Genomic DNA, 19750 nt, shown 5'->3' with positions numbered 1-19750 from the left:
GGCGGGTTTAGTCCTTGCGGGCGGCCGCGTCATGGGCCTGGGGTTGCAGACCGTGTTTTTTGTAGTGGTTCCAGCGCTGGCGGGCGCCCGCGCGGTCTTGCGGCTGGGCGCTGACGATTTCGATCAAACGGGCAAAGCGTTCAAAGCCTTCGGGCGCGGGCTGGCCCAGGTTGAGCAGCACCTGGCTGCGTGTGAAGAGGGCAGCGTCGGTAGCCAGCACGATGGGCGTGGCGGCCAGCACGTGGGCGGGGGCGGAGACGCCGCAATGGGGGATGAATGCCTGCGATGAGAAGGTCCACAGGGCTTCGTCGAGCGCGCGCAGGGCTGCGGCGTCGCCCAGCACGCCAACCGGGGCGCGCGCGGCCCATGCCTTGCGCAGCAGGCGGCAGGCATAGGCCGTTTTTTCAGGCACGTTGAAGTGAAAGGTCACTTCCGTCATGCGCGGCTGCCCTGGCTGCCTGCCGTTCAGGCAGCTTGCGCCAGCAGGTATTGAACGAGCAGGCCGACGGGGCGGCCCGTGGCGCCCTTGGCCTTGCCGCTTTTCCAGGCGCTGCCGGCAATGTCCAGGTGCGCCCACGGCGTGCCTTCGGGCACGAAGCGTTGCAGGAATTTGGCGGCGGTGACGGAGCCTGCCGGGCGGCCCGCCACGTTGGCCACATCGGCGAAGTTGCTTTTCAGCCCTTCGGCGTATTCGTCATCCAGCGGCATGGGCCAGCAGGGGTCGAGCGCGGCTTCGCCCGCCTGTTGCAGGGCTTGGGCCAGGGCGGCGTCGGTGGCGTAAAGGCCGCTGCGAACGTGGCCCAGGGCAATGACGCAAGCGCCCGTGAGGGTGGCGATGTCGATGATGGCGCGGGGCTTGAAGCGCGCGGCGTAGGCAAGGGCGTCGCACAGCACCAGGCGGCCTTCGGCGTCGGTGTTGAGCACTTCGATGGTCTGGCCGCTCAGGCTGGTGACCACGTCGCCCGGCTTGGTGGCGCCGCCGCCGGGCAGGTTTTCGCAGGCGGGAATGAGGCCGACCACGTTGATGGCCGGTTGCAGCTGGCGCAGGGCCTCGAACGCGCCCAGCACGCTGGCGGCGCCGCACATGTCGAACTTCATTTCGTCCATGCCGGCGGCGGGCTTGATGGAGATGCCGCCGGAGTCGAACGTGATGCCCTTGCCCACCAGGGCCACGGGCGGCTGGCTCTTGGCCGCGCCCTGGTAGCGCAGCACGATGAAGCGCAGCTCTTCATGCGAGCCGCGCGCCACGGCGGCAAATGCGCCCATGCCGAGCTTGGCCACTTCCTTGGGGCCGAGAACTTCGCAGTCAATATGGCTGCCTTTTTCCTTGGCGATGGCCTGGGCGGCGGCGGCCAGTTGCCGGGGCGTGGCGTGGTTGGCGGGGCGGTTGCCCCACTCGCGCGCCAGGCGGATGCCGCTGGCCGTGGCCGTGGCCTGGGCGAAGGCGGTTTTCAATGCGGCGCTGGCGGCGGCGGGCAGGGCCAGGCGCACGCCGGTTAGCGCGACCGGCTTGGCCTTGGGTTTGGTTTCGGTGTAGGCGTAGGCCGCGTCGGCGGCAGCCAGCACGGCAGCGCGCAAGGCGGCGGGGCTGGGCGTTTGCGCAAAGCACAGCACGGCCTGGCAGGCGGGGCCGCTTTTGATGAGCGCAATGGCGGCGGCCACGGCGCGGCGCACGGCTTGCGCGCTGCCGTCGCCCGCGCCCGCCAGCAGCACGCGCGGCGCCTGAATGCCTTCGGCGGCGTAGCAGGGCAGGAGCTTGCCGGCTTCGGCGCTGAAGTCGCCCGTCTTGATGGCGCGGGCGGCCAGGGCTGAAAGGGCGTCATCGGCCTTGGCCTTGGCGGTGTCTTGCGTGACGAGAAAAACCAGCGCATCGGCCTTGGCGCGGGCCGCCTGCGCCAGGCGCAGCGTCTTGAGTTCAAAGTCCATAATCAGCGGTTTCCTTTCAAACTGATGTTATTCGATTCATCCTTGCGCAAAGAGCTGGGGCGCAGCTTCGGCGCGACTCTGGTGGTGCTCATCACCATCGTGATGACGATGATGCTGATCCGCACGCTGGGCCAGGCTTCGGCCGGGCACGTGAACCCGTCTGAAATCATGCTGGTGATGGGCTTTACGGTGCTGGGGCACTTGCCCACCATCCTCACGCTGAGCCTGTTTGTGGCCATCACGGCCACGCTCTCGCGCATGTACATGGCCAGTGAAATGGTGGTGTGGTTTGCCAGCGGGCGCGGGCTGCTGGCGTTTTTGCCGCCGCTGCTGCGCTTTGCCTGGCCGGTGCTGCTGGGCATTGCCGTGCTGGCGCTGGCGGTGTGGCCGTGGACGAACCAGCAGGTGCGCGAGCTGCGTGAGCGCTATGAATCGCGCGGCGACGTGGACCGCGTGGCGCCCGGCCAGTTCATTGAATCCGCAGGCGGACGGCGCGTGCTTTACATCGACAAAAAGGCGGCTGACGCCGTGCGCAGCGCCGCCGGCGCGCCCGCAGGCAGGACGGACTTCGGACCGGCCAGGCCGGACGCCGAAACTGAAGCCGACGCGCCCGGCGGCAACATCTTCATCGCCGCCACCGAAAAGGGCCGGGAAATCGTCACTTCCGCGCGCGGCGGCCGCCTGCAAACGCAAGGCGCGGAGCGTTTCGTCATTCTGGACCAGGGGCAGCGCCTGGAAACCGATCTGGAAACGGGCGAAATGCGCCTGAGCGAATTTCGCGAATACGGCGCGCGCGTGAGCGCCCGCTCGCTGGATTCGGCCGGGCTGCAAGCGCCGCGCTACCGCTCCACGCTGGCGCTGCTGCGCCAGCCCGATCGCAACAACCAGGCCGAGTTTTCCTGGCGGCTGGGCCTGGCGCTGGCCGCGCTCAATTGCGTGGTGATTGCGCTGGCGGGCACGCGCGTCAATCCCCGCGTGGGGCGCAGCGCGGGCATGGTGTTTTCGCTCTTTGCCTTTGCCGCCTACTACAACCTGCTCAATGTGGGGCAAAGCTGGGTGGCCAGCGGCAAAGTGAGCCTGGCCGCGCTGCTTTGCCTGCTGCACGGCGGCATCTTCGCCGCCGCGCTGGGCGCTTTGCTGCTGCGCCACTGGGGCGGCTGGCTGCCGCGCCCGTGGGCCAGGCAACCCGCGCCGTCCGCGCCGCCAGACGGGCAGAAAGGGGCGGCATGAAAACCATCCGCCGCTTCATCTACCGCGAAATCCTGCGCGCCGTGGCCTTTGTGGGCGTGGCCTTTTTGCTGCTGTTCGTGTTCTTTGACCTGGTGGATCAGCTCCAGTACCTCAACAGCGCGGGCGGCTACCCGCTCTCGCAAGTGCTGCTGTTTGTCACCTTGCGCGTGCCCAACCACATCTACCAGCTCCTGCCCATTGCCGTGCTCATTGGCGCCATTTACGTGATGGCGCGGCTGGCCGAAAGCTCCGAATACACCATCTTGCGCACCAGCGGCCTGGGGCCTCTGCGCGCGCTGGGCATGCTGCTGGCGCTGGGCGCGGCCTTTGCGGCGCTCACCTTCGTCATTGGCGACTACGCCGCGCCTGAAGCCAACCGCGCCGCGCAGCTTTTGCGCTCGCGCTTTGCCGGGCAGCTCACCGTGGGGCTGACCGGCGGCTGGCTGAAAGACAAAAGCGCCGATGGCCGCAGCTACTCCGTCAATGTCGCCTCGCTCTCGGCCGACGGGCAGATGAACCGCGTGCGCATCTTCGAGTTCGACCCCCAGGGCCGCTGGCTTTCCACCACCCAGGCCGAAAGCGCCCGCTTTGACGAAGGCGCATGGCTGCTGGAGCGCCCCCGGCGCCGCGCCCTGCAAGAAAGCCCGGCGGGCCAGGCCGGCATTGCCCGCACCCAGCCGCCGGAGACGCGCTGGCCCACGCATCTGTCTGCCGACATGGTGGCCGCCGCCCTCGTCAGCCCCGACCGCATGAAAGCGCTTGATCTGTTCCAGTACATCCGCCACCTGCACGCCAACGGCCAAAGCGCCCAGCGCTATGAAATCGAGTTCTGGCGCAAGGTGTTCTACCCGCTGGGCTGCCTGGTGATGATGGTGCTGGCGCTGCCCTTTGCCTACCTGCATTTCCGCTCGGGCAACATCTCCGGCCACGTGTTCATTGGCGTCATGGCGGGCATCAGCTTCTTTTTGCTCAACAACGTCTTCGGCTTCATTGGCAATTTGCGCGACTGGCAGCCCTGGCTGGCCGCCGCCACGCCCGGCCTCATCTACTCGCTGCTCTCGCTGGCCGCCTTTGGCTGGCTGGTGCTGCGGCAGTAAGCGCCGGGCGGCACCCGCAAAGACGGCAGAAAGAAGGCAGGCACATGGCGCGCGGCATCATCCTTTTCGCCCACGGCTCGCGCGATCCCTTGTGGAGCGCGCCCATTGAAGCCGTGGCCCGCCGCATGCGCGAAACCGCCCCGGCGGGCGTGGCCGTGTCTTGCGCCTACCTTGAATTCACCGCGCCCAGCCTGCCGCAAGCGGCTGCCCGTCTCATTGCCCAGGGCGCGCTCAGCCTGACCGTCTGGCCCATGTTTTTAGGCATGGGCCGCCACGCCCGCGAAGACCTGCCGCGCCTGCTGGCCGCGCTGCGCCACGCCCATCCTGGCGTGCCCATCACGCAAGCGGCCACCATCGCCGAACACCCCGCCGTGCTCGACGCCCTGGCCCGCGCGGCTCTTTCCGGCCCCTTTGACCCCCGCGCCTGAACCCTTCACGCCATGAACCTGCACCAGTTCCGTTTCGTCCAGGAAGCCTCGCGCCGCAACCTCAACCTCACCGAAGCCGCGCGCGTTCTGCACACCTCGCAGCCCGGCGTTTCCAAGGCCATCATCGACCTTGAGCAGGAGCTGGGCATCGACATCTTCACCCGCCACGGCAAACGCCTCAAAAGCATCACCGAACCGGGCCGCCACGTGCTGGAAAGCATTGCCGTCATCCTGCGCGAGGTGAACAACCTCAAACGCATCGGCGAGGAATACACCGCGCAAGACACCGGCACCTTCTCCATCGCCTCCACCCACACCCAGGCGCGCTACGTGCTGCCCCAGCCCGTCGCCCGCCTGCGCCAGGCCTGGCCCAAAGTCAGCATCCGCCTGCACCAGGGCAACCCCCAGCAAGTGGCGCAAATGGTGCTGGACGAACAGGCTGAAATCGGCGTGGCCACCGAATCGCTGGCCGACTACCCTGACCTGGTTACCTTGCCCTGCTACGAGTGGCAGCACATGCTCGCCCTGCCCGAAGGCCACCCGCTGGCGCGGCAAAAGCGCATCACGCTGGAAGACATTGCCGCCTGGCCGCTCATCACCTACCACCCTTCCTTCACGGGCCGCGCCCTCATTGACCAGGCCTTTGCCCAGCGCGAGTTGCAGCCGCGCATCGTGCTCGAAGCCATTGACTCGGACGTCATCACCACCTACGTCCAGCTGGGCCTGGGCATCGGCATCGTGGCCGAAATGGCCACGCAAGGCAGCGCCCCCGAAAACATGCGGGGCCTGCTCACCCGCCCCCTGGGCCACCTGCTGGGTTCCAACGTCGCGCGCGTGGCCTTCAAGCGCGGCGCCTACCTGCGCCAGTTCGTCTATCACTTTGCCGAACTGCTCTCCGACCGGCTGGATCGCGATCTGGTCGCCAAGGCCATGCAAGGCCATGTGGCCGACTACGAACTCTGAAAGCCGGCCCTATTTCGCTCCTGTATCCGTAGCATGACGTCCTAGTGGAGCCAGCGCGAAAGGGCATTTTGATGACCCTGAATTTGCTCCTTTTTCTGGTTTCTCTGCGCTTGCCTCAAAAGATCAGGTCAAGTGCCGGACCATGCGCCGAATGCAGGCGATCCTTGCGCAGCCTGGCCAAGGCCCTCTCCACCACCCAGCGCTTGGACAGCGCCTTGAAGCCATGCCGCTCATGGCGTTTGATCACCCGTGCATTCCAGCCGAATGTTTTTGAGAGAGGGTTCCCAAGCGCGGACTTGCCATTTGCGTGATTCGCCCGCTCTCATGCGTCCAGCCAGTGCCCATTCATGGCGGAAATGGATTGGAAACCGGCGCAAAACCGGCGCAATTGGCGGTGTTTTTGCCCGTGCGCGCCTGCCTATAATCCGCGCCGCCCTTCGAGGAGCGTTGCATCCCCCGCCTGTTGGCGCAGGGTCAGGCTCGAAGGGGCGGTTTCTCCCCCTTCGCAACGACGCTCACCCGCTGATGAACGCGTGGTGAGCTTTTTTTTGGCGTTTCGCCAGGCCCGCGCGGGTATCGGTGGTTTTTCTCTTTTTTTCATCAAGGAAAGACCCGCCATATGAATGCGCCTTTGAATGTTTCGCCCGAATCCGTGATTGCCGATATTGGATTGGCCGCCTGGGGCCGCAAGGAAATCCGGATTGCCGAAACGGAAATGCCCGGCCTGATGGCCATTCGCGAGGAATACGCTGCGCGCCAGCCGCTCAAGGGCGCGCGCATTGCGGGCAGTCTGCACATGACCATTCAGACCGCCGTGCTGATTGAAACGCTGCAAGCGCTGGGCGCGCAAGTGCGCTGGGCTTCGTGCAACATTTTCAGCACGCAAGACCAGGCGGCGGCAGCCATTGCGGCAGGCGGCACGCCGGTTTTCGCCGTCAAGGGCGAAACGCTAAAAGACTACTGGGACTACACGCACCGCATTTTTGAATTCGGCCCCAAAGGCAGCCAGGCCGAAGGCCCGAACATGATTCTGGATGACGGCGGCGACGCCACGCTGCTGATGCACCTGGGCCAGCAGGCCGAGCAAGACGCCAGCGTGCTGGCCAACCCCAAGAGCGAAGAAGAGCGCGTGCTGTTTGCCGCCATCAAAGCCAAGCTGGCCGAAGACGCCAGCTGGTACACGCGCAAGAGCGCGCAAATCATTGGCGTGACGGAAGAAACCACCACCGGCGTGATGCGCCTGAAGGAGATGTCGGCCAAGGGCACGCTCAAGTTCCGCGCCATCAACGTGAACGACAGCGTGACCAAGAGCAAGTTCGACAACCTGTATGGCTGCCGCGAAAGCTTGGTGGACGGCATCAAGCGCGCCACCGACGTGATGGTGGCCGGCAAAGTGGCCGTGGTGTGCGGCTACGGCGACGTGGGCAAGGGCTGCGCCCAGGCGCTGGCCGCCCTGCGCGCGCAGGTGTGGGTGACGGAAATCGACCCCATCTGCGCCCTGCAAGCCGCGATGGAAGGCTACAAAGTGGTGACGATGGAGCAGGCCGCGCCGCTGGCCGACATCTTCGTGACCACCACGGGCAACAAAAGCGTGATCCGCCACGAGCACATGGTGGAAATGAAAAACGAAGCCATCGTCTGCAACATCGGCCACTTTGACAACGAAATCGACGTGGCCTCGCTCGAAAAATACCAGTGGGAAGAAATCAAGCCGCAGGTGGACCACGTCATCTTCCCCTCGGGCCGCCGCATCATCTTGCTGGCCAAGGGCCGCTTGGTGAACCTGGGCTGCGCCACGGGCCACCCCAGCTACGTGATGAGCAGCAGCTTCGCTAACCAGACGCTGGCGCAAATCGAGCTGTTCACCAAGCCTGATCAATACGAGGCCGGCAAGGTTTATGTGCTGCCCAAAATCCTGGACGAACACGTGGCCCGCCTGCAACTGTCCAAGCTCGGCGCCACCCTCACGCGCCTGACGGATGAACAGGCCGCCTACATCGGCGTGAACAAGGAAGGGCCTTACAAAACCGACGCTTACCGCTATTGAGGGCGTGAAAGACTGCCGCGCTGGACGTTTGGGCTGTGCGGCGCGGCAGCCGTTTTTGAAAAACCGGCCTCATGCAAATGCGCAAGCCGTGATGGGGCTGCTCAATGCAGCAGCGCATTTGCACTGCGCCAGCGATGGGAGCGGCAAACATGGAAGCGCAGATGCTTTTGAAAGAATTGCAGAATCTGGCGAATGCCGACGATGCCCGTGCGATGAAAGCCTACATGAGAGGCCGCTTTGAGTTTCTGGGCGTCAAAACGCCCGCCAGGCGCAAGGCCGCAAAAGCATTTTTCAAAAAGCATGGCGGCGCTGATATTGACTGGCGCTTTGTCCGGCAGGCATGGGAGCATCCCTTCCGGGAAATGCAATATGCGGCGCTGGATTATCTGGAAACCAGAAAAAACCTTCTGCGCCCCGGTGACCTGCCCCAATTGAAGAAACTGGCGCAAACCAAATCCTGGTGGGATACGATTGATTTTCTTGACCGGCTGGCGGGCGGCATCATTGCCGGCTTTCCTGAAACCAGGCCCGTCATCTTGCAATGGAGCCGCGACGAAGATATCTGGCTGCGCCGCCTTGCCATCGACCATCAGCTGCTCAGAAAGGATCAAACCGATCAGCACCTGCTGGAGCAGATATTGGTCAATAATCTCGACCAGACGGAATTTTTCATCAACAAGGCCATCGGCTGGGCGCTGCGGGACTATTCAAAAACCAATCCCGAATGGGTGAAAAACTTCATCAGGCAGCACCATGGCAAAATGGCGCCTCTCAGCATCAGGGAAGCCAGCAAATATCTGTGAGGCGGACACCGGAAACATGCCTCGGCAACGGTTTGAATTGGGGTGAATCAGCAGGGAGAAGAAGATGATAAAACGGTTTTCAAGGCACATGCCGCCACGCGAGGATTTTCAGCATGTCCGGAAGCAGAAAAACTGGCGGGCATATTGCGTGGGAGGGCTGTTTCTGGCATTCATGCTATGCATGTTATTGCTGAATTTGTGGATTCAACCGGTTGCAACATGGGCCTTTTTGACGATTCTGATATTGCTGACATGGTGCCTGGCAGAGGCCGAAAGCAAGCGTTTGCGGGCATTGGCCGCCAGCCGCGCGGGCGAGGGTATTTGCCAATTTGCCCGTCAAGCCCGTTGCCGCGAAAATGACCCGTGGGTGGTGCGCGCCGTTTATGAGGAGCTTGCGCATCAGACAGCCCGGTTCGCGAAGGCGGCCGATTTTCCCGTGCGCTGGGATGATGCTATTTGGCAGACGCTGAAAATAGATGAGGAGGATGTGGAGAATGCCTGTCTTCCCGTCATGGCCTGGCGCGCTGGCCGCAGCCTTGATAAAACCCGTGAAAATCCCCGGGCGGGCAAAGTCGAAACAGCAGGCGATCTGGTGCGTTTTCTGAATGCCCAGCCCCGGCTGGCTGGTTAAAAATATTTTCAAGGAGCGGAAATGTCTTTTCTGGGCTGGCTGTTTGGCGGCAGGCGGGGCAGGGCGCAGGAGCAGGCGCGGGTTTTGTCTGCGGATGAGCAGATGCGGCGGCTTCTGGCGCGGTTTGGCGCGCTGGGCATGGAAAAGCAGGCCGGCTTGCAGGAGCTGGTGGGCGAGGCGGGCTGGAGCGGTGATGTGGCCGCGCAGTCGCTGACGTTTGACAACGGCTTTTCATGCCACATTCAGGCCATAGGCAGTTATTCGCTGAGAAACGACACCTGGCGCTGGGCCTGGACCAATGCGAAGGCAGGCTGGCCGGATGAAGCGCTGGCTGACGCGCGGGCCATGCGCGAATACGGGCGCTCGCATGGATTGGCGTTGCTGCTGGATGAAACGGATTTCGCGCTGGAGCGGCGCTGGGTGCACGCCATCGGCATGACGGCCAGCGCCTTGTGCAAGGCGGATGCGTATTATCTGGCCAATTATGGCGAGGGTATTTTGGTTTGCACGGTTTATTCGCCTGAAGTGGCGGCGAAAAATGCCGCCATCAATGCCGACATTTCTGAATTGGCAACCATTTCCACCACGCTGGAGCAGTTGTTTTCCAATTTTGAATTGAATTACCGCAGGGCCTTGCGATGCTATTTGAAAGCCAAGGGTTTTGATTTGACGGAAGACAGCGTGGCGGGCGGCAGCGAAATAACAGCCCGCAAGGAAGGCGTGCGCGTGACGGCGCGCTTCAACGAGCTGGGTTTGTTGCAGGCGCTCGATGGCGCGCCCGCCCCCATACCCCCTGCGGCGGCCCCCGAGCCTGCGCCCGGCCCATGAGCGCCACGATGCGGGCCGATCAACTGCTGGTGGCGCGCCAGCTGGCGGCCACGCGCAGCCAGGCGCAGCGGCTGATTGCGGCGGGCGCGCGCTGGCGCGTGGCAGGCGGCGCGTGGCAACCCGTGCGCAAGAGCGGCGAGGCCTTGCCGCAGCAGGCGCAAATCGAATTGCAAGATGACGCCGAGCGCCGCTATGTCTCGCGCGGGGGCCTGAAGCTGCAAGGCGCGCTGGCCGCCACGGGGCTGAACGTGGCAGGCTGGCGCTGCCTGGACGTGGGCCAGTCCACGGGCGGCTTTACCGACTGCCTGCTCCAGCACGGCGCGGCGCACGTCACGGGCGTGGACGTGGGCCACGGCCAGCTGCACCCGCGCCTGGCGCAAGATGCGCGCGTGCGCTGCATCGAGCGGGTGAATGCCAGGCATCTGAATGCTACTGTTTTCAGAGCATCATGTCTTAGTGGAAATTGCGTGGATGGCGATTTAGACCCCCTTGAATCCGCTCCTCTTTTTGATCTGGTGACGGGCGATCTTTCTTTCATCTCCCTCACGCTGGTGCTGCCCGCGCTGGCGGCGCTGGTGCGCCCCGGCGGCCACGCGCTCATGCTGGCCAAGCCGCAGTTTGAGTTGCAGCCGCAGCACATCGGCAAAGGCGGCATCGTGCGCGACGATCGCCTGTATGCCCTGGTCGAGCAGCGCCTGCGCCAGGCTTGCGCGGCATGCGGCCTGGGCGTGCAGCGCTGGCTGCCCAGCCCCATTGCGGGCGGCGACGGCAACCGCGAGTTCTTCCTTCACGCCACCCGCCGCGCGCCTTCCGGTCTTTGACTTTTCACGAACCCTTTTACGAACGACGAACGCAGCACGCCATGAAACACGCCCTGAGCCTTGAATTTTTCCCGCCCAAAACCCCCGAAGGCGCTGAAAAGCTGCGCGCCACGCGCGCGCGCCTGTATGCGCTGCAACCCGGGTTCTGCTCCGTCACCTTCGGCGCGGGCGGCTCCACGCAAGACGGCACGCTGGCGGCGGTGCGCGAAATCCTGGCCGAAGGCATGCCCGCCGCGCCGCACCTGTCGTGCATAGGGCAAACGCGCGAATCCATCCGCCGCCTGCTGGCCGACTACCGCGCGGCAGGCGTCAAGCGCATCGTCGCCCTGCGCGGCGATCTGCCCAGCGGCTACGGGCTGGGCGGCCACTTTCAGTACGCCAGCGATCTGGTCGCCTTCATCCGCGCCGAAACCGGCAGCCACTTTCACATCGAAGTGGCCGCCTACCCCGAAATGCACCCCCAGGCGCGCTCGCCCCGCGCCGACATGGACGCCTTCGCCGCCAAAGCGGCTGCCGGAGCCGATTCGGCCATCACGCAATACTTCTTCAACGCCGACGCCTACTTCCGCTTCGTGGACGAGCTGGCCGCGCGCGGCATCACCCTGCCCGTGGCCGCCGGCATCATGCCCATCACCAACGCCACGCAGCTGCTGCGCTTTTCTGATGCCTGCGGCGCCGAAGTGCCCCGCTGGCTGCGCCTGCGCCTGGAAGGCTACGGCGACGATCTGGCCTCCATCCGCGCCTTCGGGCTGGACGTGGTGGCCGCCCTCTGCCAGCGCCTGCTGCAAGGCGGCGCGCCCAGCCTGCACCTGTACACCATGAACCAAAGCGAGGCTGCGCTGGCGCTGGCGCAGCGGCTTTGAAAGCGGCCGGCCTGCGCCCTCGCCGCAACAATGGCCTGCAAATCATCCGGGCGCGGCCCAAACGATGATCTATAACCGCCGCCGCCCTGATATGGACGGCATCATCGCCATTTACCCAAGCTCCGGCATCAAGCGCCCCGTTCATGATGCCGACCGCATTCGCGAGATGTCATTGACAAACGCCTGATCACTGAAATCAAACAGGCGGCAGGCGAACAAGGCATGCTGTTGCTTCTCTCGGCTCCGGCTGCAATGGATTATTATCTGAAAATCGGCATGAAAATCGTATCAAACGGGTTCATGACTCAGCGGACAAAATAGCGGCATTTCAGCGATGAAACGCAATACGCAATCCGGATGGTTTGATCCTGCAAAACCATCTGCAAGTGCCGGATTCAGTCAAATGAAAAGCAGACGGCACGCTTTGAGCTTGTCAGTTTCAGATCTTGAGCGCAAAGGGCCTGGCCTGACGGAGACAAAGGCAGCCTGCCCCATTTTTCCAAAGTTCAGGCTGCCTTTCAAAATTCAAATTCGTTGAAACCTTGCTTGCAGGCAGCTTCTCCCGCCGCAATCCTTGAAACAAATGCCATTCGGATATTGATTCCAGATTCATCACAAGCGGCAGGATTTCAGGCGGCCGCAGGCAAACCATGTTATCCCTTCCTTTTTCCCTTTCCGAACTCGCCCAAATGCTGCTCACGCATTTGTGGCTTTCCGGTTTCGCCTTATTGGCGGCGGTATTGCTGGCCGTTCCGGCGGCGATTGTGTTCGCGCGCAGGCAACGGGCGGCAGAGGCGGTATTGCAGCTCGCCAATGTGCTGCAAACCATTCCGTCGCTTGCGCTGCTGGGTTTGCTCATTCCGTTTGTCGGCATTGGCTCGCCGCCCGTGCTGATTGCGCTGACGCTGTACGCGCTGCTGCCGATCTTTCAAAACACCTATCTGGGGCTGACCCAAATTGATCAATCCATTCAAGACGCTTACACGGCGTTCGGCCTGTCGCGTTGGCAGTCGCTGTGGCGAATTGAATTGCCCATGGCGCTGCCTGCGATGATTTCGGGCATCCGCACGGCGGCGGTGCTGATAATCGGCACGGCGACGCTGGGGGCCTTGATCGGCGCAGGCGGCTTGGGCAACCTGATTTTGCTTGGCATCGACCGCAATAACATGGCCATGACGTTTACAGGCGCATTGCTCGCCGCGCTGCTGGCCGTCGGCGTGAGCGGCATCATTGGCCTTTTGCAGAAATCGCGGCGCAAATTGCCGCTGGCCCTTGCACTGGCGGCGGGCTTCGGTGCATTCAGTTTCACGCAAATTTCATTTGCGCCCACCGTGCAAAACGTGGTGATTGCCGGCAAAATGGGCAGCGAGCCTGAAATTCTCATCAATATGTATAAATTATTGATTGAGCGGGAAAACCCGAAGACAAAGGTGACGCTCAAGCCCAATTTCGGCAAAACCAGTTTCCTGTTCAGCGCGCTCAACAGCGGTGAAATCGACATTTACCCCGAATTCACAGGCACGGTGCTGGAAGCCTTGGTGCAAGTGCCAATTGAACAGAAGAACCGCCATTTATCGCCCGATGAAACCTATCGACAGGGTAAACAATTATTGGCGGAACAATATCAGTTGGAATTTCTGCCGCCGATGTCTTATCAGAACACCTACGCGCTGGCGGTGAAAGAGAGCTACGGCGCGGCGCACCAGCTCAATACAATCAGCGATTTAAAGCGGGCTGCATCCGATATTCGGGCAGGCTTTTCGCTGGAATTTGCCGACCGGGCGGACGGATACAAAGGCATGCAGGCTGCCGGCATCACGCTGAAAAACATCGTCCGCCTCGAACCCGCCCTGCGTTACACCGCCCTGCTGAACGACAAAATCGACCTGGTAGAAGCCTTTTCCACCGACGCCGAATTGAAGCAATACCAGTTGCGCCTGCTGAAAGACGATATTTCCCTGTTTCCCGCCTATCAAGGCGCGCCGCTGATGAAAGCCGAATTTGCCGCAAAAAATCCGCAAATTGTGGCCGCGCTGAACCGCTTGGCAGGCAAAATCAGCGAAGCTGAAATGAGCGAAATGAACTACCGCGTGAAAGTGCAAGGCGAAAGCGCGGAGCATGTAGCGCAGGATTATTTGGAGAAAAATGGGTTGTTAGGAAAGTGAAATTGGCAGCAGGCTACCTGAAAGCATCAGAAGCAGCCTGCAAACTCTCTCTAAATAAAAACAACTTCTTAGGAAAACGTTATGAAAGCCGTAAAAATCTACCAAGCCGGCGGCCCGGAACAACTGATTTATCAAGACGTGCCAACACCTGATATCAAAGAGGGTTGGTCACTGGTAAAAATCAAAGGCTTCGGCATCAACCATTCCGAGATTTTCACACGCGAAGGCAAATCGCCGTCTGTCCAATTTCCGCGCATCTTGGGCATTGAATGTGTAGGCGAAGTGGCGCAAAGTTCCACGCCCGCGCTGGCGGTCGGACAAAAGGTCGTCTCCATTATGGGCGAAATGGGGCGTGCCTTTGACGGCAGCTACGCCGAATATGTGTTGCTGCCCAACGAGCAAATCTACCCCGTTCATACCGATCTGGATTGGACGACCCTTGCTGCGATTCCCGAGACTTATTACACTGCATTCGGTTCATTGCAGCAGCTATGCATCGCGCCGCAAGAACGCGTTCTGGTGCGCGGCGCAGGCAGCGGCGTGGGCGTGGCGTTTGCCCAGTTGCTTAAAGCGCAGTTTCCGCACATTGTGCTGAATGGTTCAACGCGTAATCCTGCCAAAGCGGCCCGTTTGCAGGCGGTCGGATTTGACGAAGTGATTACCGAAGCGGGCGGCAAACTGAAAACTGACCAAAGCTACGACAAGATTCTGGAATTGGTAGGGCCGGCAACCCTGCGCGATTCCTTCTCCCACATCAACGAGCATGGCATCGTCTGCAATACGGGGCAACTCGGTAATTTGTGGTACGTAAATGATTTTGATCCGATTATCGAACTCAAAAACAACAGCTATCTCACCGCCTTTTATTCTGGCCATGTATCGCAAGCCAAGCTGGATGCGATGTTTGATTATATCCGGCGATTCAATGTGAAAATTTTGATTGAACGCGTGTTTGCATTGGAACAGGTTCCCGAAGCCCACCGTTTCTTGCAAAGCGCGGACGGATTTGGGAAAGTGGTGGTGATGAACGGACGGGGCGGACTGCCTGAAAAGGCTGCTTGAAACCTCAAAGGCAATCAGCACATGGCTTGAGAGAAGTCGTGCAAACAGAAGATTGATATCTCTATTGGAATGCACAAGGAAAACAAGATGGATATTGCTATTACAGGCGCCAGCGGCAACATCGGCGGCATGGTCGCCCGCCATTTGAACGCACGCGGCCTGCCGCTGATTCTGCCGCTGCGCAATCCCGCCAAAGCCCCCGATTTGCCGAATACCGAAGCGCGGCAGTTTGCCTATGGCGATTTCAAGCTTGCCAAGCAGGCATTAAGCGGCGTGGACGTACTTTTTATGGTGTCCGCCGCCGAAAGCCCGACGCGCGAGCAGGAGCATTTGACTTTGGTGCAGGCTGCTTTGGAAGCGGGCGTGCAACACATGGTCTATCTCTCTTTTGCACAGGCGGCGTTGGACAGCACCTTCACGCTGGCGCGTACCCATGCAGTTACCGAAAATGCGATCAGGCAAACGAATATGCGCTACACCTTTCTGCGCGACAATTTTTACAGCGAGATGATGGCAAATCTTGCCGATAACGCGCATTTGATTGCAGGCCCGGCCGGGAATGGTCGCGTGGCGTGCGTGTCGCAAAAAGACGTGGCGGAAGCAGTCGCCAGCGTGATTGCCGGCATCGCCGCGCAAAACCGCGCGCACGACAACCGCACTTACACGCTCACAGGCAGCGAATCGCTCAGCTTTGCCGATATCGCCCAAACCCTGACCGCCATCACCGGAACGCCATACCGCTACCACAACGAAACCGTGGAAGAAGCCTTTGCCAGCCGCAAAGCCGCCTATCCCGACACGCCCGATTGGCAGATCGAGGCGTGGGTTTCCACCTACACCGCCATCGCCAAAGGCGAACTCGCTGCCGTTTCAGACGACCTGCCGCGATTGTTAGGGCACGCGCCGATCGGTTTTGAAGCCGTAGTAAAGGCACAATATGCCAGATAATCTTGTTCCGTTTATCGAATTTCGCGGCGCAGGCAAGCAGTATGACGGAAAATATGCCGTGCGTGAACTGGATTTCACCATTTATCAGGGCGAGTTTTTCGTGTTGGTGGGCGGTTCGGGCAGCGGCAAATCAACCACTTTGCGCATGATCAATGCGCTGATTGAACCGACTGACGGCAATGTTTACCTGCACGGCAAGCGCATTAAGGATTACGACATCCGCCAGCTTCGCCACCAGATCGGCTATGTGTTGCAGCAGATTGCCCTGTTTCCCACCATGACCGTGGCGCAAAACATCGCGCTCATGCCCGATATTCTGGGCTGGCAAAAAGCCGAGCGCAGAGCGCGCGTGAATGAATTATTGGAGCTGGTGGAACTTTCGCCCGAACATTACCGCGACCGTTATCCGCACGAGCTTTCCGGCGGCGAACAGCAACGCATTGGCATTTTGCGCGCCATTGCCGCCAAACCCCAGGTGCTGCTGATGGATGAACCCTTTTCCGCGCTTGACCCGCTGGTGCGAGCCGTGCTGCAAGACCAAATTGCCATGATTCACAAGAAATTGGGCGCCACCATCGTTTTCGTGACCCACGATATGCAGGAAGCCTTGAGGCTCGCCTGCCGTATCGGCGTGATGCACAACGGCAAACTGGTGCAGATCGGCGCGCCGGAAGAAATCAAAAACCGGCCTGCAAACGATTATGTGAAATCCCTGTTTTCCACCGCCGATACGCCCAATGCAGCGCAGCTGATCAGTCAGTTTCACCAGATGGACCCGCACGAACAGGCAGCAGTGCGGCAGGCCTTGCTGGGGTAGGCCGCCGTGCGGTTTGGGCATTGATGCCTGCCGGAGCCGCTGTAAAACTTTAGTTGGCCCGCCTTGATATGAGGGCGCCTTTTGAAGTTTTATATGAATTTCTTGAACCATTTATCCAGGAAGTTCATTTGTTCCTCTGTATGAAACCAATGTTCTCCATGGTTCATGACGGTGACGGTAGCGCCGATCTTGTTTGCGAAGTTCATCATGATTTCCAAAGAAGTGATCATGGAATAATAGGCGCCAATGCTGTTGGCTATTAAATAGATTTTATTGTATTGAGAAGTTGCGAGATCAAAAAAATCAGGAAACTCCAATTGGGCCTCCCACGGGAATCTCGATTTGTAATCAAACCCCATGATCACATGTTCGCTGTCGAAAAATTTTTTATAGTAGTCAGCTTCTTTTGCATTTCCGCCTTGGCCATGTATGTAGATAACGGCATTTTTCATGATGATGGCCTCATTGGGCGTTTATCAGGCTGACCGGCTGGCGGGCGCAGAGTGGGTTTCAGTCCAGCGTTTTTGGGTTTCGCTGCTTGGTGAGCTGAAACCCGCCCTGCGTCTGCTCTGTCTTCAGGCGGCCTTTTCAGACTGTGTTTGCATATTCGGGCTGATTTTGGGCTTCGTTGAAACCGCGTTTCGGTCCGCCTTATTTCAAATTTGCCTTGAAGAACTGCTCGAACTTGTCAAACGGAATCTTGCCGCGTGCATTGTCGTACAAATCCGTGTGGCTCGCGCCCGGCACGATGTATAGCTCCTTGTTTGGGCTGCCCAGCGATTTGAACGCGTCTTCGCTGAAATAGCGGGAATGCGCCTTTTCACCATGCACGATTAAGGCGGGTGCGCGTAATTCACTGGCGCGTTGCAGAATCGGCATATTGATGAATGCCAGCGGAACGGTATTTGCCCACGAACCTTGCGGATTGGAATTGACCGCGCGCGGGTGGAAGCCGCGTTTCGTGCGGTAGAACTGTGCATATTCGGCAATGAACTTTGGCGTGTCGGCGGTGATGTCTTTTTCGGGGTCAAGATTGTTGGCGGGCGCAAGGGTGGCGTAGCTGTTTTGTGCGGCGTCCCAGCGGCCATTGTTCAACTGCGTTTTCATTTGGTAGCGTGCTTCGGCGGTTTGCGCGGGGGCGCGGTCGTAGCCGCCCAGGGCGTTTTGCTTCATATTGATTTCATAGCCGTTGGCCATAACGCGGGTCATGTCGTACATGGTGCTGGTGGCAACCGCCTTGATGCGGGTGTCGCTGGCGGCGGCGTTCAGCGCCATGCCGCCCCAGCCGCAAATGCCCAAGATGCCGATTTGCTCGCGGTTCACGAAATTTTGCAGGCCGAGAAAATCGACGGCGGCGGAAAAGTCTTCGGTATTGATGTCGGGCGATGCCATATTGCGTGGCTCGCCGCCCGATTCGCCAAGGTAGGACGGGTCAAACGCCAGGGTTACAAAGCCGCGTTCGGCCATTGTTTGCGCGTACAGCCCGCTGGACTGCTCCTTCACCGCGCCGAATGCGCCGGCCACGGCAATCGCAGGCAGCTTCTGGCCGGGGCGGATGTTTTTTGGCATATACAAGTCGCCTGCCAATGTGATGCCATAGCGGTTTTTGAAGGTGATTTTGCGGTGTTCCACTTTGTCGGATTTTGGGAATATCTTGTCCCATTGCTCGGTGAGTGACATGGCTTGGGTTCCTTTCATATGGGTGACGTGAATATCGGCCAGGGCCGGGGCGGTCAGAGTGAATGCCAGGGCTGCGGCGGTTTGCATGAAAGTTCTGAGAAAGGGGTGGTTCATGGGCGGCTCCTTGCTGCTGGTGAATGGAATGAAATGGATTATTGGGGGCCGGTTGCTCCGGCACAATGAATCATTTTGGAATTGACTATTCGCCAAAGAGGAACTCATGAATCGGCTGGAGGCGCTCAGGTACTTTTGCGCGGCGGCGCAGACGCTGCAATTTCGGCAGGCGGCATCACGCCTTTCGGTTTCACCGCAGGTGGTGACGCGTGCGATTGCCGAGCTGGAAGCGGCTTTGGGCGAGCCGCTGTTTGCCCGCAGCACGCGCCAGGTGCGGCTGACTGACTTTGGCACGCGTTTTTTGCCGCGCGCGGCAGTTCTTGCTGGATGGCGAGAAGCTTTTTGCCACGGCGCGGCAAAAGGATGACGAGATGGCGGGCGTGGTGCGCATTACCGTGCCGCGCTTGCCTGGCAACGAGGCGCTGCTGGCTGACTTGCTGGCGCGCTGCGCTGATTACCCAGATTGGGTGATTGACTGGCGCGTGGATGAGGCGCGTCTGAATGCCGTGGAGAACTGCATCGACATGGGCGTGCGCCTGGGCCTGGAGCCGCAGCCGCTGATGATCGTGCGCCGCATCGCGCAAACGCGCGACCTGTTCGTGGCCGCGCCGCAGCTGCTGGCGCGCCTGGGGCCGCCGCGCGATCTGGAAGATTTGCGCCGGCGCTTTCCCGCCAGCAGCCTGATCCATGCCGAAACGGGCCGCTCCTGGGGCTGGCCCGTGAATGACGGGCTGCACCTGACGCCTGCGCTGCCACGCTTTGTCAGCAATGATCCTTGCAGCGAGCTGGCCGCCGCGCTGGCTGGCCGCGTGTGCGCCCTGCTGCCTGACGACCTGTGCCGCGCGCCGCTGCAAGAGGGGCGGCTGGTGGAGCTGTTTCCCAGCCTGCGCCGCGCAAGCTGGAGCCTGTTTCTCTATCGCCCGCAGCGCAGCATGACGCCAGCCCGCGTGCTGGCCGTGTTTGACTGGCTGACGCAGGCGCTGCGGCGGCAGTATGCGGCGCGGCAGTGAAGGGCAGGGCGGCTGCGCGTTCAGCCTGCCGCACGTTCATGGCCACCGTTTGCAGCTTGGCTGCGGCGTACGCTGGACAGCTCTTCTCGCGGGTGAACGGACTGCGGACCAGTTTGGGGAGCCTGTTCAAAGACCTGGCCGTGAGCGCAAGTGCGCCAGCCACGCACAGCCCCGGGTTTGGCGCGCTTGACTCTTTTTTGGAGCAGATTTGGAACTCTGAAAATGCCTTTGCCGTACGGTTTCACGGGCTTTATCGCTATTTAAGCAGTAGCGAAACCAGCGCTGTTTTTCAGGGCACGGGAGGCTGCAAAAACTGG

The 19750-nt window shown here is 61.0% G+C and carries 22 protein-coding genes and 1 riboswitch; of the genes, 16 read left to right on the top strand and 6 right to left on the bottom strand.

Annotated elements, in window-relative coordinates; translation table 11 throughout:
• Positions 1-7: 7 nt before the first annotated feature.
• Both C1720_RS11535 and C1720_RS11530 read right to left on the bottom strand, forming a co-directional pair.
• Positions 8-439 (bottom strand): DNA polymerase III subunit chi, encoded by a 432-nt coding sequence (locus C1720_RS11535; protein WP_102284302.1) that lies wholly within the window; start codon positions 437-439, stop codon positions 8-10.
• A gap of 26 nt (positions 440-465) precedes the next feature.
• Positions 466-1926: a leucyl aminopeptidase gene (locus C1720_RS11530; protein WP_102284301.1), complete on the bottom strand. Its 1461-nt coding sequence runs from the start codon at positions 1924-1926 to the stop codon at positions 466-468.
• A 24-nt stretch (positions 1927-1950) separates the two neighbouring features.
• Here C1720_RS11530 and C1720_RS11525 point away from each other — a divergent pair, with 24 nt between their 5' ends.
• From C1720_RS11525 to C1720_RS11510, 4 genes are read left to right on the top strand one after another with little or no spacing between them, the layout of a single operon-like run.
• Positions 1951-3156, top strand: coding sequence for an LPS export ABC transporter permease LptF (locus C1720_RS11525; protein WP_102284300.1), 1206 nt, complete (start codon positions 1951-1953; stop codon positions 3154-3156).
• Positions 3153-4253 (top strand): LPS export ABC transporter permease LptG, encoded by a 1101-nt coding sequence (gene lptG / locus C1720_RS11520; protein ID WP_102284299.1) that lies wholly within the window; start codon positions 3153-3155, stop codon positions 4251-4253. The genes C1720_RS11525 and lptG overlap by 4 nt, the downstream gene beginning before the upstream one ends.
• A gap of 44 nt (positions 4254-4297) precedes the next feature.
• Positions 4298-4681, top strand: a complete 384-nt coding sequence (locus C1720_RS11515) for a sirohydrochlorin chelatase (protein WP_050716286.1) — start codon at positions 4298-4300, stop codon at positions 4679-4681.
• Positions 4682-4693: 12 nt separating this feature from the next.
• Positions 4694-5644: a CysB family HTH-type transcriptional regulator gene (locus C1720_RS11510; protein WP_050716287.1), complete on the top strand. Its 951-nt coding sequence runs from the start codon at positions 4694-4696 to the stop codon at positions 5642-5644.
• Positions 5645-5759: 115 nt separating this feature from the next.
• Here the strand turns inward: C1720_RS11510 and C1720_RS14460 are convergent, their stop codons facing one another.
• On the bottom strand, positions 5760-5891 hold the full coding sequence (locus C1720_RS14460) for a hypothetical protein (protein ID WP_255397823.1): 132 nt from the start codon (positions 5889-5891) through the stop codon (positions 5760-5762).
• A gap of 186 nt (positions 5892-6077) precedes the next feature.
• A riboswitch (S-adenosyl-L-homocysteine riboswitch) is annotated at positions 6078-6168 on the top strand.
• A gap of 95 nt (positions 6169-6263) precedes the next feature.
• On the opposite strand from C1720_RS14460, the gene ahcY reads away from it, so the two are divergent.
• The 6 genes from ahcY (at position 6264) to metF (ending at position 11637) form a co-directional block, all read left to right on the top strand.
• On the top strand, positions 6264-7691 hold the full coding sequence (gene ahcY / locus C1720_RS11505) for an adenosylhomocysteinase (protein ID WP_102284298.1): 1428 nt from the start codon (positions 6264-6266) through the stop codon (positions 7689-7691).
• Positions 7692-7795: 104 nt separating this feature from the next.
• A complete protein-coding gene (locus tag C1720_RS11500; protein ID WP_199171001.1) occupies positions 7796-8494 on the top strand; it encodes a DNA alkylation repair protein in 699 nt (232 codons plus the stop codon).
• A gap of 88 nt (positions 8495-8582) precedes the next feature.
• Positions 8583-9125, top strand: coding sequence for a hypothetical protein (locus tag C1720_RS11495; protein WP_146007012.1), 543 nt, complete (start codon positions 8583-8585; stop codon positions 9123-9125).
• Between the two features lie 21 nt (positions 9126-9146).
• On the top strand, positions 9147-9953 hold the full coding sequence (locus C1720_RS11490; RefSeq protein WP_102284295.1) for a DUF6882 domain-containing protein: 807 nt from the start codon (positions 9147-9149) through the stop codon (positions 9951-9953).
• 8 nt (positions 9954-9961) lie between these two features.
• Complete coding sequence (locus C1720_RS11485; protein ID WP_102284656.1) at positions 9962-10774, top strand: TlyA family RNA methyltransferase; 813 nt, start codon at positions 9962-9964, stop codon at positions 10772-10774.
• A 41-nt stretch (positions 10775-10815) separates the two neighbouring features.
• Complete coding sequence (metF, locus tag C1720_RS11480) at positions 10816-11637, top strand: methylenetetrahydrofolate reductase [NAD(P)H] (protein WP_050716292.1); 822 nt, start codon at positions 10816-10818, stop codon at positions 11635-11637.
• Between the two features lie 439 nt (positions 11638-12076).
• Here metF and C1720_RS14040 read toward each other — a convergent pair whose 3' ends face one another.
• Positions 12077-12289, bottom strand: coding sequence for a hypothetical protein (locus C1720_RS14040; RefSeq protein ID WP_146007011.1), 213 nt, complete (start codon positions 12287-12289; stop codon positions 12077-12079).
• On the opposite strand from C1720_RS14040, the gene C1720_RS11470 reads away from it, so the two are divergent.
• The 4 genes from C1720_RS11470 to C1720_RS11455 all read left to right on the top strand — a co-directional run bounded on the left by C1720_RS11470 (position 12288) and on the right by C1720_RS11455 (position 16629).
• Positions 12288-13802: an ABC transporter permease/substrate-binding protein gene (locus C1720_RS11470; protein WP_102284294.1), complete on the top strand. Its 1515-nt coding sequence runs from the start codon at positions 12288-12290 to the stop codon at positions 13800-13802. The genes C1720_RS14040 and C1720_RS11470 overlap by 2 nt on opposite strands.
• A gap of 81 nt (positions 13803-13883) precedes the next feature.
• The gene (locus C1720_RS11465; RefSeq protein WP_102284293.1) at positions 13884-14864 is read left to right on the top strand and encodes a zinc-binding dehydrogenase; all 981 of its coding nucleotides are present in this window, start codon (positions 13884-13886) and stop codon (positions 14862-14864) included.
• Between the two features lie 69 nt (positions 14865-14933).
• The gene (locus C1720_RS11460) at positions 14934-15812 is read left to right on the top strand and encodes an SDR family oxidoreductase (protein WP_233199956.1); all 879 of its coding nucleotides are present in this window, start codon (positions 14934-14936) and stop codon (positions 15810-15812) included.
• Positions 15813-15870: 58 nt separating this feature from the next.
• The gene (locus C1720_RS11455) at positions 15871-16629 is read left to right on the top strand and encodes an ABC transporter ATP-binding protein (protein ID WP_199171000.1); all 759 of its coding nucleotides are present in this window, start codon (positions 15871-15873) and stop codon (positions 16627-16629) included.
• Positions 16630-16718: 89 nt separating this feature from the next.
• On the opposite strand, the gene C1720_RS11450 is transcribed toward C1720_RS11455, so the two are convergent.
• Positions 16719-17081 carry a hypothetical protein gene (locus tag C1720_RS11450; RefSeq protein ID WP_102284291.1) on the bottom strand — a complete coding sequence of 121 codons (363 nt, stop codon included), beginning with the start codon at positions 17079-17081 and terminating at the stop codon, positions 16719-16721.
• Positions 17082-17280: 199 nt separating this feature from the next.
• On the bottom strand, positions 17281-18423 hold the full coding sequence (locus C1720_RS11445) for an alpha/beta hydrolase (RefSeq protein WP_102284290.1): 1143 nt from the start codon (positions 18421-18423) through the stop codon (positions 17281-17283).
• 106 nt (positions 18424-18529) lie between these two features.
• Between C1720_RS11445 and C1720_RS14035 the strand changes: the two genes are divergently transcribed.
• Positions 18530-18790 (top strand): LysR family transcriptional regulator, encoded by a 261-nt coding sequence (locus C1720_RS14035; protein WP_199170999.1) that lies wholly within the window; start codon positions 18530-18532, stop codon positions 18788-18790.
• On the top strand, positions 18744-19433 hold the full coding sequence (locus C1720_RS11440) for a LysR substrate-binding domain-containing protein (protein ID WP_199170998.1): 690 nt from the start codon (positions 18744-18746) through the stop codon (positions 19431-19433). Before C1720_RS14035 ends, C1720_RS11440 begins: the two co-directional genes overlap by 47 nt.
• Positions 19434-19750 lie beyond the last annotated feature (317 nt).

Origin of the sequence: Ottowia massiliensis (assembly GCF_900240305.1) — a bacterium.
Lineage (GTDB): Bacteria > Pseudomonadota > Gammaproteobacteria > Burkholderiales > Burkholderiaceae_C > Ottowia > Ottowia massiliensis.
Note: the sequence above shows the minus strand (reverse complement) of the source record. Positions and strands in the feature narration are given on the sequence as shown.